The 15492-nt window shown below is 44.1% G+C and carries 12 protein-coding genes and 1 other annotated feature; of the genes, 1 reads left to right on the top strand and 11 read right to left on the bottom strand.

The window, feature by feature from the left end; all coding sequences use genetic code 11:
* Positions 1-28: 28 nt before the first annotated feature.
* Genes PG766_RS01120 through der form a run of 3 tightly spaced genes read right to left on the bottom strand, consistent with a single transcriptional unit; the run spans position 29 to position 3020 of the window.
* The gene (locus PG766_RS01120; protein WP_270590273.1) at positions 29-1033 is read right to left on the bottom strand and encodes an NAD(P)H-dependent glycerol-3-phosphate dehydrogenase; all 1005 of its coding nucleotides are present in this window, start codon (positions 1031-1033) and stop codon (positions 29-31) included.
* A gap of 12 nt (positions 1034-1045) precedes the next feature.
* Positions 1046-1690 (bottom strand): glycerol-3-phosphate 1-O-acyltransferase PlsY, encoded by a 645-nt coding sequence (plsY, locus tag PG766_RS01115; protein WP_117823129.1) that lies wholly within the window; start codon positions 1688-1690, stop codon positions 1046-1048.
* Between the two features lies 1 nt (position 1691).
* Complete coding sequence (der, locus tag PG766_RS01110) at positions 1692-3020, bottom strand: ribosome biogenesis GTPase Der (protein WP_118198390.1); 1329 nt, start codon at positions 3018-3020, stop codon at positions 1692-1694.
* Between the two features lie 172 nt (positions 3021-3192).
* Between der and PG766_RS01105 the strand changes: the two genes are divergently transcribed.
* A complete protein-coding gene (locus PG766_RS01105) occupies positions 3193-4365 on the top strand; it encodes a ribose-phosphate pyrophosphokinase (protein WP_008374954.1) in 1173 nt (390 codons plus the stop codon).
* Positions 4366-4630: 265 nt separating this feature from the next.
* Here PG766_RS01105 and aroB read toward each other — a convergent pair whose 3' ends face one another.
* The 8 genes from aroB to leuB all read right to left on the bottom strand — a co-directional run bounded on the left by aroB (position 4631) and on the right by leuB (position 15481).
* Entirely contained in the window at positions 4631-5689 is a 1059-nt protein-coding gene (gene aroB / locus PG766_RS01100; RefSeq protein WP_118198392.1) for a 3-dehydroquinate synthase, read from the bottom strand.
* A gap of 28 nt (positions 5690-5717) precedes the next feature.
* Complete coding sequence (gene aroF / locus PG766_RS01095; RefSeq protein ID WP_117556157.1) at positions 5718-6731, bottom strand: 3-deoxy-7-phosphoheptulonate synthase; 1014 nt, start codon at positions 6729-6731, stop codon at positions 5718-5720.
* A 102-nt stretch (positions 6732-6833) separates the two neighbouring features.
* Positions 6834-7104: a binding site (T-box leader), on the bottom strand.
* A gap of 78 nt (positions 7105-7182) precedes the next feature.
* Positions 7183-8052, bottom strand: a complete 870-nt coding sequence (locus PG766_RS01090) for a shikimate dehydrogenase (protein ID WP_055155649.1) — start codon at positions 8050-8052, stop codon at positions 7183-7185.
* A gap of 557 nt (positions 8053-8609) precedes the next feature.
* Positions 8610-9770, bottom strand: coding sequence for a phosphoglycerate dehydrogenase (locus tag PG766_RS01085; RefSeq protein WP_270590271.1), 1161 nt, complete (start codon positions 9768-9770; stop codon positions 8610-8612).
* A gap of 1 nt (position 9771) precedes the next feature.
* Positions 9772-10854: a 3-phosphoserine/phosphohydroxythreonine transaminase gene (gene serC, locus PG766_RS01080; RefSeq protein ID WP_117556164.1), complete on the bottom strand. Its 1083-nt coding sequence runs from the start codon at positions 10852-10854 to the stop codon at positions 9772-9774.
* Between the two features lie 48 nt (positions 10855-10902).
* On the bottom strand, positions 10903-12594 hold the full coding sequence (ilvB, locus tag PG766_RS01075) for a biosynthetic-type acetolactate synthase large subunit (RefSeq protein ID WP_270590270.1): 1692 nt from the start codon (positions 12592-12594) through the stop codon (positions 10903-10905).
* 28 nt (positions 12595-12622) lie between these two features.
* Positions 12623-14293 carry a dihydroxy-acid dehydratase gene (gene ilvD, locus PG766_RS01070; protein ID WP_270590268.1) on the bottom strand — a complete coding sequence of 557 codons (1671 nt, stop codon included), beginning with the start codon at positions 14291-14293 and terminating at the stop codon, positions 12623-12625.
* Between the two features lie 102 nt (positions 14294-14395).
* Complete coding sequence (gene leuB, locus PG766_RS01065; RefSeq protein ID WP_270590266.1) at positions 14396-15481, bottom strand: 3-isopropylmalate dehydrogenase; 1086 nt, start codon at positions 15479-15481, stop codon at positions 14396-14398.
* Positions 15482-15492: the final 11 nt, after the last annotated feature.

The raw sequence follows: 15492 nt of genomic DNA, 5'->3' as shown, positions 1-15492 counted from the left end.
TTTATGAAATTTCTTTGAAACTTTAATCTCACGGAAGGTTACTGTATTCGCTGCGCCCGTCACGCATCATCAGTTCACTTACCGCATCCTTTGCGGGTTTGCCTTCAAAAAGTACCTGATTGACCTTTTCCACGATTGGCATGGATACCTCATATTTTTCAGCCAGCTCTCTTGCCGCTTTTGCTGAATACACACCCTCAACTACCATCTTGACTTCAGCCATCGCTTCTTCCATCGTCATTCCCTCACCGATCAGAACACCTGCCTTACGGTTACGACTGTGCTTACTTGCACAGGTGACGATCAGATCACCGATTCCGGTAAGTCCGGTAAAGGATTCCAGCTTTCCGCCCATCTTTACACCAAGTCTTGTAATCTCTGCAATTCCTCTGGTGATCAGAGCAGCTTTGGTGTTATCCCCATATCCGAGTCCATCTGCAACTCCGGCTGCAAGTGCAATGACATTTTTCAGGGAGCCACCAAGCTCAATTCCTTTGATATCCGGACTCGTATAAACGCGGAACACATCATTCATAAAAATTTTCTGCAGATAAATGGCGGTTTCTTCTGTCTCTGCTCCGACTACAACCGTTGTCGGAAGTTCGCGGCTTACTTCTTCCGCGTGACTTGGACCTGAAAGAACAGCTACATTTGCCTGCGGAATCTCTTCTTCAATCTGCTCGGAAAGTGTCTTTAAAGTACCCTCTTCAATTCCTTTTGCCACATTGACCAGAATCTGCTCTTCCTTTACATACGGGCACATTTTCTTCGCCGTAGCTCTGGTTGCCATAGACGGAACTGCAAGAACGACCACATCTTTTCCTTCCACGCTTCCCTGCAGATCTGTTGTGATCTCGATCTCCTCCGGGATATGAACGCCCGGAAGCTTACTTGGATTTTCCCGCTTCTCCCTGATCTCATCTGCTTCTTCTTTTAAATAAGACCAGATGGTTACATGATGTCCGTTTTTATTCAGTACCAGCGCCAGGGCCGTTCCCCAGCTTCCTGAACCGATAACTCCGATTTCTGCCATAATTATTACCTCTTATTTTTTCTTTTTTGAAAAACTGATCTTACTCTCTGTACCATTTCTCAAACGTCCGATATTCGCACGGTGGCGGATAAATGCAGAGAGAACAAAAAGTGCTCCGATTCCATACATTTCAAACAGATACTTCTGCGCCATTCCAAACATTCCCATCTGTCCGTCAATAACAAGTCCGACAAGGAACAGTACGGAAATCACCAGCGATCCCAGTGATACATAACGTGTCACGGCAACAATTACAATAAACACAATCAGACATACTGCCGCAATCCGAATATCTGTAGATAAGATCATACCTGCCGTAACTGCAATTCCCTTTCCGCCCTTGAACTTCAGATAGAATGGAAAATTATGTCCGAGCACTGCCCCAAAACCTGTATACAGCGAAAGGAGCGGTAAAATATCTGCGTGAGACTGTCCGTAAATTCCGCGGACCACCAGAACTGCGATCACGCATTTGAAGCAGTCACCTAGCAGGGTGATCATTCCGGCTTTGATTCCCATGGTGCGAAGTGCATTGGTAGAACCTGCATTTCCGCTTCCCATCTTGCGGATATCTACCCCCTGAGTTTTTCCATAGAAATAGCCGGTCTGAAACAGACCAAATATATAGCCGATCAGCAAACATACAAGACGTTCCATCTTATTTGTCCTTCTCCTTTCTCTCCCTGATAAAGAATTTAAGAGACGTTCCACGGAAGCCAAACGCTTCACGGATCTTATTCTCCAGATATCTCGTATAAGAGAAATGCATCAGTTCTTTATCATTTACAAAGATGACAAATGTCGGCGGTTTGACCGCTACCTGGGTAATATAGTAAAGTTTCAGCCGTTTTCCCTTATCTGACGGCGGCTGCTGCATTGCAACAGCTTCGGTCATGATCTCGTTAAGGACACCCGTAGCCACACGGAGTGTCTGGTTCTCAATAACGGTGTCGATCATGTCAAAGAGCTTCGGAAGTCTCTGGCCTGTCAGTGCAGACACATACATGATCTCTGCGTAAGGCAGGAAAGACAGCACCATCCTGATCTGATGCTCATATTCCCTCGTGGTCTTATCGTTCTTTTCAATGGCATCCCATTTATTTACAACGATGATGACACCTTTTCCACGCTCATGTGCGATTCCTGCGATCTTGGCATCCTGCTCGGTTACTCCTTCTGCCGCATCGATCACAACCAGGACCACATCCGCTCTTTCTACTGCCGTAACTGTACGGATAATACTGTAGCGCTCCAGTTCCTCTTTGATCTTATTCTTACGGCGAAGTCCTGCTGTATCAATGAATACATACTCTTTTCCATTGTGCATTACTTCCGTGTCAATGGCATCTCTTGTAGTTCCGGCAATATCGGATACGATCACACGGTCTTTTCCGATCAGACGGTTGATGATCGAAGACTTCCCGACGTTCGGTTTCCCAACGATTGCAACTCTCGGACGGTCATCTTCCTCTTCCTGGCCTGCCCCTTCCGGAAAATATGCCAGAACCTTATCCAGCATATCTCCGATCCCAATTCGTTCCGATGCTGAGATCGGAACCGGATCTCCGATTCCCAGATTATAAAATTCATATACATCCGGCATCATCTTGTTGAAATTGTCCACTTTATTGACAACAAGGATGACTGGCTTGTGGGAGCGGCGGAGCATATCTGCCACTTTTGAATCGGAATCTACAAGTCCCTGCTTTACATCTGTCATAAACAGGATCACATCTGCAGTGTCAATGGCGATCTGTGCCTGTTCTCTCATCTGGGAAAGGATCACATCACGGCTGTCCGGTTCGATTCCACCGGTATCGATCAACGTAAATTCTTTATCGAGCCAATTCACTTCTGCATAAATTCTGTCGCGGGTAACACCCGGCGTATCTTTAACGATTGCTATCTTTTCTCCTGCCAGTGCATTAAAAAGCGTCGACTTTCCAACGTTCGGCCGCCCTACAATGGCAACAACTGGTTTACTCATATTTTCTTCCTCCTGATATTTATTCGGAATTCTGCTTCTATATCATACTAGATTTCTTCAAAAAATGCAATTTTTTAACGCCTCTTTCTTGTCTTTGCTTTTAAATAATGGTATAAAAGATAGGTAAGATTAGATAAACAGCGCGCAAAACGCTTATTATAAGGAGGCACTCATGACAAATATCGAACTTATGGAAAAAGCTCTTCCGACAGCACCACTTAAAATTGCTGCTCTGGAAAGTTGCAAGGATCTGGCAGAAAAAGTGGATCAGTACATCGTATCGTTCCGCAAAAATTCTCTGCATGACTTTCTGGATCCTGCAATCTATTCATCTTATGAAGCAGATTCTTATCTTGCAAAGAACAGTTGCCCACGTTTTGGTTCGGGGGAAGCAAAGGGAATGTTTGGCGAAAGTATCCGCGGAAAAGATCTCTTTATTATGGTGGATGTCTGCAACTACAGCCTGACATACACAGTAAACGGACATATCAATCACATGTCACCGGATGATCACTATCAGGATCTGAAGCGTATCATCTCCGCTTCTACAGGAAAGGCACACCGTGTAAATGTAATTATGCCATTCCTTTACGAAAGCCGCCAGCACAAGAGAACCAAACGTGAATCTCTGGACTGTGCAATGGCTCTGGAAGAATTAACCGCAATGGGTGTATCTAACATTCTGACATTTGACGCACATGATCCGCGTGTACAGAATGCGATCCCACTCAACGGTTTCGACAGCTTCAACCCTCTGTATCAGTTCATCAAAGCTCTGTTTAAAGCAGAACCGGATCTGAAAGCAGACAAAGACCATCTGATGATCATCAGCCCGGATGAAGGTGCAATGCAGAGAGCCGTATACTTCTCCAACGTACTCGGGGTTGATATGGGTATGTTCTACAAACGCCGTGATTATTCTACCATCGTAAATGGTAAAAATCCGATCGTTGCACATGAATTCTTAGGTGACGATGTACATGGAAAGACCGTTATCATCATTGATGATATGATTTCTTCCGGTGAAAGTATGCTGGATGTTACCAGGCAGTTAAAAGACCGCGGAGCTGAGCGTGTATTTGTATGTACTACTTTTGGTCTTTTTACAGAAGGCCTTGACAAGTTCGATGAATATTATGAAAAGGGATATCTGGACAGACTGATCACAACCAATCTGACCTATCTGCCTCCACAGCTTCATGATAAACCGTATTTCATTGAAGCAGATATGAGTAAGTTCCTTGCACTGATCATTGATTCGATGAATCATTCTACATCTATTAGTGCGGTTATGAATCCGACGGATAAGATTCATGATTTGCTTGCGAAGAGAAATATGAGATAAATTTTGTTGGCGGGAAAGTAAGGATATATTAGCGAACAAACGCCGCAAAAGAACCATAAAACAGGACAGCTTCCTGCTTTTCTTCTCTTATCGCTTTTCTATTTTTGTTATATAATAACCATTGGTTATATACGATCTTCTGGTAGAAATCAATAAAAATGATGACATAACAAAAAGAATTATTGCATATGCGCAGAAATTAACTCAAATGCCGTAAAACCAATATCTTTCATGGTCTTACGGCATTTTTATTTATCGTATTTACTTATACCATCCTGTCCCCATCAAAGAATTCCTGTCCGGTCGGGTATGTATAGGAATCTCCGATTTCATGGAGAAGGACGACTTTTAATTTATTATTCAGTGTTTTTTTATCCAGCTTGATTGCTTCGGTAAGCTGTGGGAGTGGGACATCGGCTTTTACCGGAAGTTTATAAGCTTCCAGGACTTTTCGGATGTGCTCGGCTTCGCCTTTTTTGGTGAGTCCTTTCTCTTCAGCAATCTTTGTGATCTGGTACATTCCGATGGCTACGGCTTCACCGTGGCTTTCTCTTTCATAGTGGAAGTGCTGCTCAATGGTATGGGCAAGGGTATGTCCGAAGTTCAGGAGAATCCTCTCTCCGGTATCAAACTCGTCTTCTTCTACAACACGGCGTTTGATATCGACACAAGTTGCGATCACATCGGTTAAATGCTCTTTCAGATTCTCATAGGATCCGCATTTCTCCAGAAGCTCAAAGAGCTTGCGATCCTTGATGCATCCGTATTTGATAACTTCCCCCATGCCGTCCATCACGTAACGCTCTGGCAGGGTTTCCAGTACATCCGGATCGATCAGTACCATCTTCGGCTGGTAAAAGGCACCTACCAGGTTCTTCCCCTGCGGAAGATCGACTGCAACTTTTCCACCAACAGAAGAATCTACCTGTGCAAGAATGGAAGTTGGAATCTGTACGAACTTGATTCCTCTAAGAAAGGTCGCTGCCACAAATCCGGCAAGGTCTCCTACCACTCCACCGCCAAGTGCAACGATCAAGTCTGTTCTGGAAATCTTTGCTTCCAGAAGAGAGCTGTATACACCCGGAAGGGTTTCGAATGCTTTTGACGGTTCTCCATGTGGAATCACGGTTTCCGTACACTCATATTTTTCAGAAAGATTTTTCTTAAGCGCTTCTCCGTAATAAGAATAAACTCTGTCATCGGAAATGATCATGATCTTTGATCCCCGATATACTTCTGCTATTCTTTCTGCTGCTTCTTTCAAAATTCCTCTTTCAATATAAATCGGATAGCTGTGTTCCTTTAAATCTACCGTCATTTTCATCGTTTTGTTCCTCCCAGGCTGCTGTTTTTTACATTTCTTTACCGACTGCTTTTGCGATTCCGGTAATCTCTTTTAACAGTGTATCATATTTTTCCGGTTTCAGCGACTGTGCTCCGTCACAAAGTGCCGTTTCCGGACTGTTATGTACTTCGATAATCAGTCCGTCCGCTCCTGCTGCAATTGATGCCTTTGCCATCGGATCAACCAACCACCATTTTCCTCCTGCATGGCTCGGATCTACAACTACCGGAAGATGGCTGAGCTTTCTCACTACCGGAATAGACTGAAGATCCAGTGTATTTCTGGTATAAGTCTCGAAGGTACGGATTCCTCTTTCGCAGAGGATAACATTTGGATTTCCGGATGCCATAATGTATTCTGCTGACATCATCCATTCTTCGTAAGTTGCATTAAGTCCTCTCTTTAAAAGGATCGGTCTCTTCGTCTGTCCGAGCTGTTTTAACAGGTCATAGTTCTGCATGTTACGTGCACCGATCTGGATCAGGTCTACCTTTTCATCGAAGATTTCCAGATATTCCGGTGACATCAGTTCTGTTACGATCGGAAGCCCTGTCTCTTCTCTTGCTGCACATAAGATTTCCAGACCTTCAAGGCCAAGTCCCTGGAATGAATATGGGCTTGTTCTCGGCTTGAATGCACCGCCACGGAGCATATTTGCACCAGATGCCTTAACAGCCTTTGCGATCTCGATCACCTGCTCTTCTGACTCTACAGAACAAGGTCCGGCGATCAGTGCCAGATGTCCGCCACCAACTTTGACACCAGATACATCTACGATGGTATCATCCGGATGGAATGCACGGTTTACAAGTTTATAAGGTTCCTGTACATGCATAACCTTCTCAACAGAAGAGTCTACTTCGAAAAGCTTTGGATCTACACGGACCGTATCGCCGATACAACCGATAATTGTAAGATCCTCACCTTTTACAGTATGTACTTCCAATCCTTTTGCACGGACCATATTCTCAACTCGTTTTACGTTTTCATCACTTGTTCTTGGTTTTAATACGATAATCATAATCTTTTTTCCTTTCTCTTCTCTCTACTAATCATCGAATATGTCTTTTAGAAGTTCCTTCGGAATTTCCTATGAAACAAAAAACCCCCGTCTTCTGTAAAAACAGAGGACGAGAGTATTATATACTTCGTGGTTCCACCTCATTTTACAATTGTCTCACGACAACTGCCTCGTCAGGTACGTCGTTCATAACGGTTATACCCTTGCAGATAACGGCTGCTACCGGAAATACCTATTAACAATTCTTCAAAAGAATGCATTCAGTATCCTACTCCAAGAGGAATTCAATATAATCTTCGGTATCCTTCTTCCACCGATAAAGGACTCTCTGTGACGTCTTATTATATTTACTACTTCTTTTCATTGTATTTTGATAGTAGAATATGTAATTTTTAAAATCTATAGCTCATGTTACACGAATCAATAGGCTTTGTCAATCATTTTCAGCAAATTAACGCGAGAAATATTTTTCTTTGATAATATCAACCGGCATTTCTTTTCCTGTCCAGAGTTCAAATGATGCAGCACCCTGATATAACAGCATATTCAGACCGTTCAGTGTCTGGCATCCTGCTGCTTTTGCTTTCTTCAGGAATAACGTCTCTTCCGGATTGTAGATTACATCAAATACAAACAGATCTTTTCTGAACACACTGTCATCTGTGATGATACATCTGTCTGTCTTCGGTGCCATACCGATAGAAGTTCCGTTTACCAGAATTGCACTTTCTGCGATCTCCTTTTTGAGGACTTCCGGGTCAGAGAAGTCATAGAGGTTAATCTTGCAGTCTGTCTTCTCATGAAGTTTCTCGATTGTTTTCTCCGCACGTGTGAAGAATTCATCACGGATGTTGAATACCGAAATCTCTGCTACTTTGTCAAGTGCTGCCTGGATCAGAATCGCTGCTGCTGCTCCACCCGCTCCAAGAAGTGTCATCTTCTTGCCAATGATATCAACGCCTGTCTCACTGACTGCACGCATGAATCCAATTCCGTCTGTCGTATAGCCTGTCAGGACACCGTTATCATTCACAACAGTGTTGACCGCCCCACCGATCTCAGATGCCGGTGAAAGTTTGTCAACCAGTGAACACATCAGATTCTTGTCAGGCATAGTCAGGTTGAATCCTCTGACTCCCATGACTTTCAGGCCATCTACCGCTGTCTTTAAGTTATCTGTTCCAACATCAAATGCCAAATATGCGTAATCCAGCTCCAGCTGGCGAAATGCCTCGTTATGCATCATTGGGGAAATGCTGTGTGCTACCGGACTCCCCAGTAATCCGGTAAGGACTGTATGTCCTGTAATCTCGTATGCCATTATCTTTTCCTCCTGCGTTACATTTTCACACTGTAAAGTGCTACTTTTGTCCTCTATCATACCATATTTTTCAAAATACGCAAGTATCGTTATAAAAAAGACGATATTTTCCTGCCTTTGAAAAAGCATTTTGAAAAATTTGAGTACCAGAGGACATAGAATATGCTTCGCATATTCTAGCGCCTTGGGCGGTCGCTTACGTCATATACATTGCATTGTTCAGTGCGCATCTTGCCGGAGGCTTTTTGTTACATAGGAAATGAATTATCCTATGTAACAAAAAGAGTATCATGTTTCTTTTTGTTCACGTGATACTCTTTCTTTTATGGCTTCTGACTGTTACTGCTGATATACGTTTTACTTTTTCATTTACAATCTGTTTTATTTTACACCATGATCCACCTGGTACATATGCGAAATCAGGCGGAAGATCTGACTGGTATATCCCCATTCATTATCATAAAAACTGATCAGTTTGAAAAAATGACCGTTTACCTGGATTCCTTCCCTTGCATCAAAAGAGGATGCGCTTTTTCAAACGCACCCTCTGTCACTTTTTATGCAATTACTCTGACTTTCAGAACGCTCTCGATCATTTCCAGACCTTTTACCACGTCTTCTGTCACATCATTATCCACATCGATCATCGTATATGCATAGCTGCCACGGCTCTTATTCGTCATATCATCGATATTGACATTATCCTTTGCCAGAAGCGCAGTAAACTGACCGATCATGTTCGGAATATTTCTGTGCAGAATCGTAATTCTTGTTTTATCCCTTACCCCCATATCGCATGCCGGGAAATTGACAGAATTACGGATATTTCCATTTTCCAGGAAATCTTTCAGCTCTTCTACTGCCATCTTTGCACAATTATCTTCTGATTCAGCAGTTGACGCTCCCAGATGCGGAATGACAATCGCATGCTTTACTCCTGCGATCTCCGGTGTCGGGAAGTCAGTTACATAGCGTCCGATTTTTCCTCCAACAAGTGCATCCACAATGTCTTCGCTGTTTACCAGTACATCTCTTGCAAAGTTCAGGATCACAACGCCCTCTTTCATCAGACTGATGGCATTCTTATTGATCATACCCTTTGTATCTTCCAGTGCCGGTACATGGATTGTGATATAATCACACTCCTTGTAGATCTCATCTACATTCTTAGTGTGATGGATACTTCTTGAAAGTCTCCATGCAGAATCTACAGAAACATATGGATCATAACCATACACTTCCATCCCAAGATGCGTAGCCGCATTCGCAACCAGGACACCGATTGCACCAAGACCGATCACACCAAGCTTCTTTCCCTGGATCTCACAGCCTGCAAATGCTTTTTTCGCTTTTTCTGCATCTTTGGCAATATTGCCATCCTCTTCGTTCTCCTGTACCCAGTTGATACCGCCAAGGATATCTCTGGATGCAAGCAGCATACCGGCGATCACCAGCTCTTTTACACCATTGGCATTTGCCCCTGGTGTATTAAATACAACGATTCCCTGCTCCGCACATTTGTCCAGTGGAATATTATTTACACCGGCTCCGGCACGGGCAATCGCTTTTAAATCTTTATCAAATTCCAGTTCATGCATTCCGGCACTTCTTACAAGTACCGCATCTGCTCCTGCCATCTCACCGGCAGGTACATAGTCATCACTGAATTTCTCTAGTCCAACAGGAGAAATCGGATTTAAGCAAAAATATTTATACATATTACAGATTCTCCTCCTCAAACTTCTTCATAAATGCAACCAGGGCTTCCACGCCTTCGTATGGCATTGCGTTATAAATACTTGCACGCATACCACCAACAGTACGGTGTCCTTTCAGGTTCTCAAGACCTGCTTCTTTTGCCTCTTTTACAAATTTGGCATCCAGCTCGTCACTGCCTGTCACAAATGGTACATTCATAAGAGAACGGTCTTTCTTTTCTACCGTACCTTTGAACAGTTTGCTCTGATCCAGGTAGTCATAGAGCAGTTTGGCTTTCTTTTCGTTGCGTTCTTTCATAACTTCCAGTCCGCCCATCTTTTTCAGCCATTTAAATACCTTACCGCAGATATAAATTCCATATGCCGGCGGTGTATTGTAAAGAGAACCTGCGTCTGCATGTGTCTTGTATGTAAGCATGGTCGGTGTTCCCGGAAGTACATCCTCCGTAATCAGATCTTCGCGGATGATCGCGATAACAACACCCGCTGGTCCGACATTCTTCTGGACTCCACCATAGATGAGACCATATTTTGTCACATCTACAGGCTCGGACAGGAAACAGGATGATACATCCGCTACCAGTGTCTTGCCTTTCGTGTTCGGAAGTTCCTTGAATTTGGTTCCGTAAATTGTATTATTTTCGCAAATATATACATAATCTGCATCTTCATCAACCGGCAGATCCGAACAGTCAGGAATGTACGAAAAGGTTTTATCCTCGGACGATGCGATCTTATTCACCTTCCCATATTTGGATGCTTCAGCAGCTGCCTTTTTGGCCCACTGCCCGGTAACAATATAATCCGCTACTTTGTTCTTCATCAGATTCATTGGAATCATTGCAAACTGCTGGCTTGCGCCACCCTGAAGGAACAGTACTTTGTAATTATCCGGGATTCCCATCAAATCACGAAGATCCTGTTCAGCGGTTTCAATGATTTCAGCAAAAGCTTTCGAGCGATGACTCATCTCCATAACGGACATTCCACATCCTTTGTAATCCAGCATCTCATTTGCTGCTTCTCGTAAAACTTCTTCCGGCAGTACTGCCGGTCCTGCTGAAAAATTGTAAACTCGTTTCATATTACTCCTCCATTCCTGCTCTACGTATCTGTCGCTGCATATGTTTTTCTAGTTTGTCTGCTGTTTTTCCTGCAGATCCTTCTCGTCAAAAACTTCACTGATCGGAGCACCCGGAGCAACCATCGGCCATACCTTGTCATCGCTGTCAATCTGGCAGTCAATCACCACCGGACCGCCTGCATTTAAAGCAAACTTAAATGCATCTGCGAATTCTTCTCTGGTCGTAGCTCTTACCGCTTTCGCCCCCATCGCTTCTGCGAGTTTCACAAAATCTACTGCATCATTCAGAACAGTTGCTGAATAGCGCTGCCCGTAAAACAGATTCTGCCACTGTCTTACCATACCAAGCACATGGTTGTTCACTACAACCTGGATGATCGGAATGTTATAACGCGCCGCTGTTGCAACTTCATTCATATTCATACGGAAACATCCGTCTCCTGCGATATTGACTACCGTCTTCTCCGGTCTTCCCATCTTGGCTCCGATTGCGGCTCCAAGACCGTATCCCATGGTTCCAAGGCCACCTGACGTAAGCAGTGTTCTCGGTTTTGTGAATTTATAATACTGCGCTGCCCACATCTGATGCTGTCCAACCTCTGTGACGATGATCGCATCACCTTCTGTCTGTTTGTAAATCTCTTCGATCACATACGGACCAGTCAGACTTTCCGGATGATAGGTAAGCGGGTATTTCGCTTTATATTCCTGGATCTTTTTAATCCATTCGGTGTGTTCCTGCTGTGGCAGTTTTTCATTAACTGCCGCAAGCACTTCCTTGATATCTCCAACCACACCTTCATCGATGATGACATTCTTGTTCATCTCTGCCACATCAATATCAAACTGGAGAATCTTTGCATTACTTGCAAATTTATTTGGATTACCTGTGACACGGTCGGAGAATCTTGCACCGACTACGATCAGAAGATCACATTCACTGACTCCAAAGTTCGATGTCTTGGTACCATGCATACCAAGCATTCCTGTATAAAGTTCATCAGTTCCCGGAAATGTACCTTTTCCCATCAGGGAATCACATACCGGACACTGTACCTTGTCTACGAATGCACGGAGTTCTTCACTTGCATCAGATAATATAGCTCCACCTCCGACGAATACGAACGGACGCTTTGCTTCTTCGATCATCTCTACTGCCTTGTCAATATCTTCCATACAGATTTCTTTTTTGTATTTTACGATTGGCTGGATTTTGACAGGCTCATACTCTGCTTTATTGCCTGTCACATCTTTCGGGATATCGATCAGCACCGGTCCCGGTCTTCCGGACTGTGCGATCTCAAACGCCTTGCGGATCGTCCTTGCAAGATCATTGACATTCTTCACAATAAAATTATACTTTGTGATCGGCATCGTAATACCGGTAATGTCAATTTCCTGGAAACTGTCTTTTCCAAGAAGCGGTACCCCTACATTACAGGTGATCGCAACAATCGGAATAGAATCCATAAATGCGGTCGCGATTCCTGTTACGAGATTTGTTGCTCCAGGTCCACTGGTCGCAAAACACACCCCAACTTTACCAGTGGCACGCGCATATCCGTCCGCCGCATGAGAAGCTCCCTGCTCATGCGATGTAAGGATATGTCTGATTTCATTACTATGCTTATATAATTCATCATATACATTTAAAATTGCGCCACCCGGATATCCGAATACGGTATCCACGCCCTGCTCTTTTAAACACTCTATCAGTATCTCTGCACCATTTAACTGCATTGTACATTCCCCTTGTCCAGATTTTATTTTATTTGTGTGGAACTTCCAGAACTGCTCCACGGTTTCCTGAAGTTACCATTGCTGCATATCTTGCAAGATATCCTGTTGTAACTTCCGGTTCTCTTGGCTGCCATTTTTCTTTTCTTCTTGCAAGTTCTTCATCTGAAATTCTTGCATTTAATTTCAGGTTCGGGATATCGATCTCGATGATATCGCCTTCCTCGATCAGTGCTACCGGTCCGCCGACTGCTGCTTCCGGTGATACGTGTCCGATAGAAGCTCCACGGGATGCACCGCTGAAACGACCGTCTGTAATAAGTGCTACCGATGAACCAAGTCCCATACCTGCGATTGCAGAAGTCGGATTCAGCATCTCCGGCATACCAGGACCACCCTTTGGTCCGACGTAACGGATAACTACAACATCTCCCGGATGGATATCTCCGCCTTTAATTGCCTTGATCGCATCATCTTCACATTCAAATACTCTTGCAGGTCCTTCATGTACCAGCATTTCCGGTACAACTGCAGAACGTTTTACAACACTGCCATCCGGTGCGATATTACCTTTGAGGACTGCAAGTCCACCAGTCTGGCTGTATGGATTGTCGATCGGACGGATTACTTCCGGATTTTTATTTTCGCATCCTGCGATATTTTCTCCAACTGTCTTTCCGGTTACTGTCATGCAGTCTGTGTACAGAAGGCCTTTCTTATTCAGCTCGTTCATAACTGCATATACACCGCCTGCTTCATTCAAGTCTTCCATATATGTAGGACCTGCCGGTGCAAGGTGACAGAGGTTCGGAGTCTTTTCGCTGATTCCGTTTGCAAAATCAATTTCAAAATCCATACCGATCTCATGTGCGATTGCCGGAAGGTGAAGCATACTGTTGGTTGAGCATCCAAGTGCCATATCAACAGTCAGAGCATTTAAGATGGCTTCTTTTGTCATAATGTCTCTCGGACGGATATTTCTTCTGTACATTTCCATTACCTGCATACCTGCATGTTTTGCAAGACGGATTCTTTCTGAATATACAGCCGGAATTGTTCCATTCCCCTGAAGTCCCATACCAAGTACTTCCGTCAGACAGTTCATACTGTTAGCTGTATACATTCCAGAGCAGGATCCACAGGTAGGACATACTTTATTTTCAAATTCACATACATCACATTCGTCCATTGTTCCTGCTGCGTAGGATCCAACTGCCTCGAACATGCTGGAAAGACTTCTCTTCTGTCCTTTCACATGTCCCGCAAGCATTGGTCCGCCACTGACGAACACTGTAGGTACATTGATACGGGCTGCTGCCATCAAAAGCCCAGGTACGTTCTTATCACAGTTCGGGATCATAACAAGGGCGTCAAACTGATGCGCCATTGCCATTGCTTCTGTCGAATCTGCGATCAGATCTCTTGTTACCAGAGAATACTTCATACCGATGTGTCCCATTGCAATACCGTCACAAACTGCGATCGCCGGGAACATGATCGGTGTTCCACCTGCCATCGCAACTCCCATCTTTACTGCATTTGTAATCTTATCCAGGTTCATATGTCCCGGAACGATCTCGTTATAAGAACATACGATTCCGACAAGCGGTCTCTCCAGTTCTTCTTTTGTAAGACCAAGCGCATTGAACAATGATCTGTGCGGCGCCTGCTGCATACCTGTTTTTACATTATCACTTCTCATGATTTTATAATCCTCCTGTAACTTTTGGCTCCATTCTATTACAGTTCCGTCCTGCTTCTCTTTCCCCATAGCAGTACGGAACTGTATCTTCCCAATCCTTGACTATCGAATTCTTTCGCAGATCAGATCTCCCATCCGGGCTGTTCCAACCTTTGTACATCCATCTGACATAATATCTCCGGTTCTGTATCCATCTTTTAACACCTGGGAAACTGCTGCTTCAATCGCATCTGCTGCTTTATCCTGATCCAGGCTGAAACGAAGCATCATTGCTGCTGAAAGAATTGTTGCTATCGGGTTTGCAATTCCCTGTCCTGCTATATCCGGTGCCGAACCGCCACTTGGTTCATACAGTCCGAACCTGGTTTCATTCAGACTTGCACTTGCCAGCATTCCGATCGAACCGGTTACCATGCTTGCTTCATCAGAAAGGATGTCTCCGAACATATTCTCTGTAAGAATAACATCAAACTGCTTCGGATCTCTTACAAGCTGCATTGCACAGTTGTCAACCAGCATATGCTCCAGTGTAACTTCCGGATAATCTTTCGCAACTTCTTCTACTACTTTTCTCCAGAGTCTTGAAGAATCCAGTACATTCGCCTTATCGACGCTTGTCACTTTCTTTCTTCTCTTCATTGCAATGTCAAACGCGCGGATCGCAATCCGGCGGATCTCATTCTCATTATAGGTAAGTGAATCGAATGCAGTCATCACACCATCCACTTCTTCTGTCTTCCTCTCTCCAAAATAAAGACCGCCTGTCAGTTCACGCATGATCATCAGATCAAATCCGCCTTCTGTAATCTCTTCTTTCAGAGGGCATGCACCCTTCAGTTCATTATACAAAACTGCCGGACGCAGATTTGCGAACAGGTTCAGTTCTTTTCTGATCTTCAAAAGACCGGCCTCCGGTCTCTTTGATGGTTCCAGCTTATACCACGGGGAAATCTTTGCATCTCCTCCAATGGATCCCATCAGTACGGCATCACATGCTTTTGCTTTTGCTACCGTCTCATCTGTAAGCGGGACTCCATGTACATCAATGGATGCTCCCCCAAGAAGCAGCTGTTCATAAGAACAGTCAAATCCGTATACCTCTCCAGCTTTATCAAGAACTTTCATCGCTTCCGTTACAATCTCCGGACCGATTCCGTCACCTTTAATTACTCCGATTTTCAGGCTCATCTTTGTCATTC

Origin of the sequence: Coprococcus sp. LG101-27 (genome assembly GCF_027695515.1) — a bacterium.
Classification (GTDB): Bacteria; Bacillota; Clostridia; order Lachnospirales; family Lachnospiraceae; genus Allocoprococcus; species Allocoprococcus comes.
This window is presented reverse-complemented; position numbering and strand designations above follow the sequence as displayed.

What these genes read in the sequence shown, in the direction of transcription:
- PG766_RS01085 (WP_270590271.1), bottom strand. Translation starts at nt 9,770, where the DNA reads ATGTATAAATATTTTTGCTTAAATCCGATTTCTCCTGTTGGACTAGAG.
- der (WP_118198390.1), bottom strand. Translation starts at nt 3,020, where the DNA reads ATGAGTAAACCAGTTGTTGCCATTGTAGGGCGGCCGAACGTTGGAAAG.
- aroF (WP_117556157.1), bottom strand. Translation starts at nt 6,731, where the DNA reads ATGATTATCGTATTAAAACCAAGAACAAGTGATGAAAACGTAAAACGA.
- PG766_RS01105 (WP_008374954.1), top strand. Translation starts at nt 3,193, where the DNA reads ATGACAAATATCGAACTTATGGAAAAAGCTCTTCCGACAGCACCACTT.
- aroB (WP_118198392.1), bottom strand. Translation starts at nt 5,689, where the DNA reads ATGAAAATGACGGTAGATTTAAAGGAACACAGCTATCCGATTTATATT.
- plsY (WP_117823129.1), bottom strand. Translation starts at nt 1,690, where the DNA reads ATGGAACGTCTTGTATGTTTGCTGATCGGCTATATATTTGGTCTGTTT.
- PG766_RS01090 (WP_055155649.1), bottom strand. Translation starts at nt 8,052, where the DNA reads ATGGCATACGAGATTACAGGACATACAGTCCTTACCGGATTACTGGGG.
- PG766_RS01120 (WP_270590273.1), bottom strand. Translation starts at nt 1,033, where the DNA reads ATGGCAGAAATCGGAGTTATCGGTTCAGGAAGCTGGGGAACGGCCCTG.
- serC (WP_117556164.1), bottom strand. Translation starts at nt 10,854, where the DNA reads ATGAAACGAGTTTACAATTTTTCAGCAGGACCGGCAGTACTGCCGGAA.
- leuB (WP_270590266.1), bottom strand. Translation starts at nt 15,481, where the DNA reads ATGAGCCTGAAAATCGGAGTAATTAAAGGTGACGGAATCGGTCCGGAG.
- ilvB (WP_270590270.1), bottom strand. Translation starts at nt 12,594, where the DNA reads ATGCAGTTAAATGGTGCAGAGATACTGATAGAGTGTTTAAAAGAGCAG.
- ilvD (WP_270590268.1), bottom strand. Translation starts at nt 14,293, where the DNA reads ATGAGAAGTGATAATGTAAAAACAGGTATGCAGCAGGCGCCGCACAGA.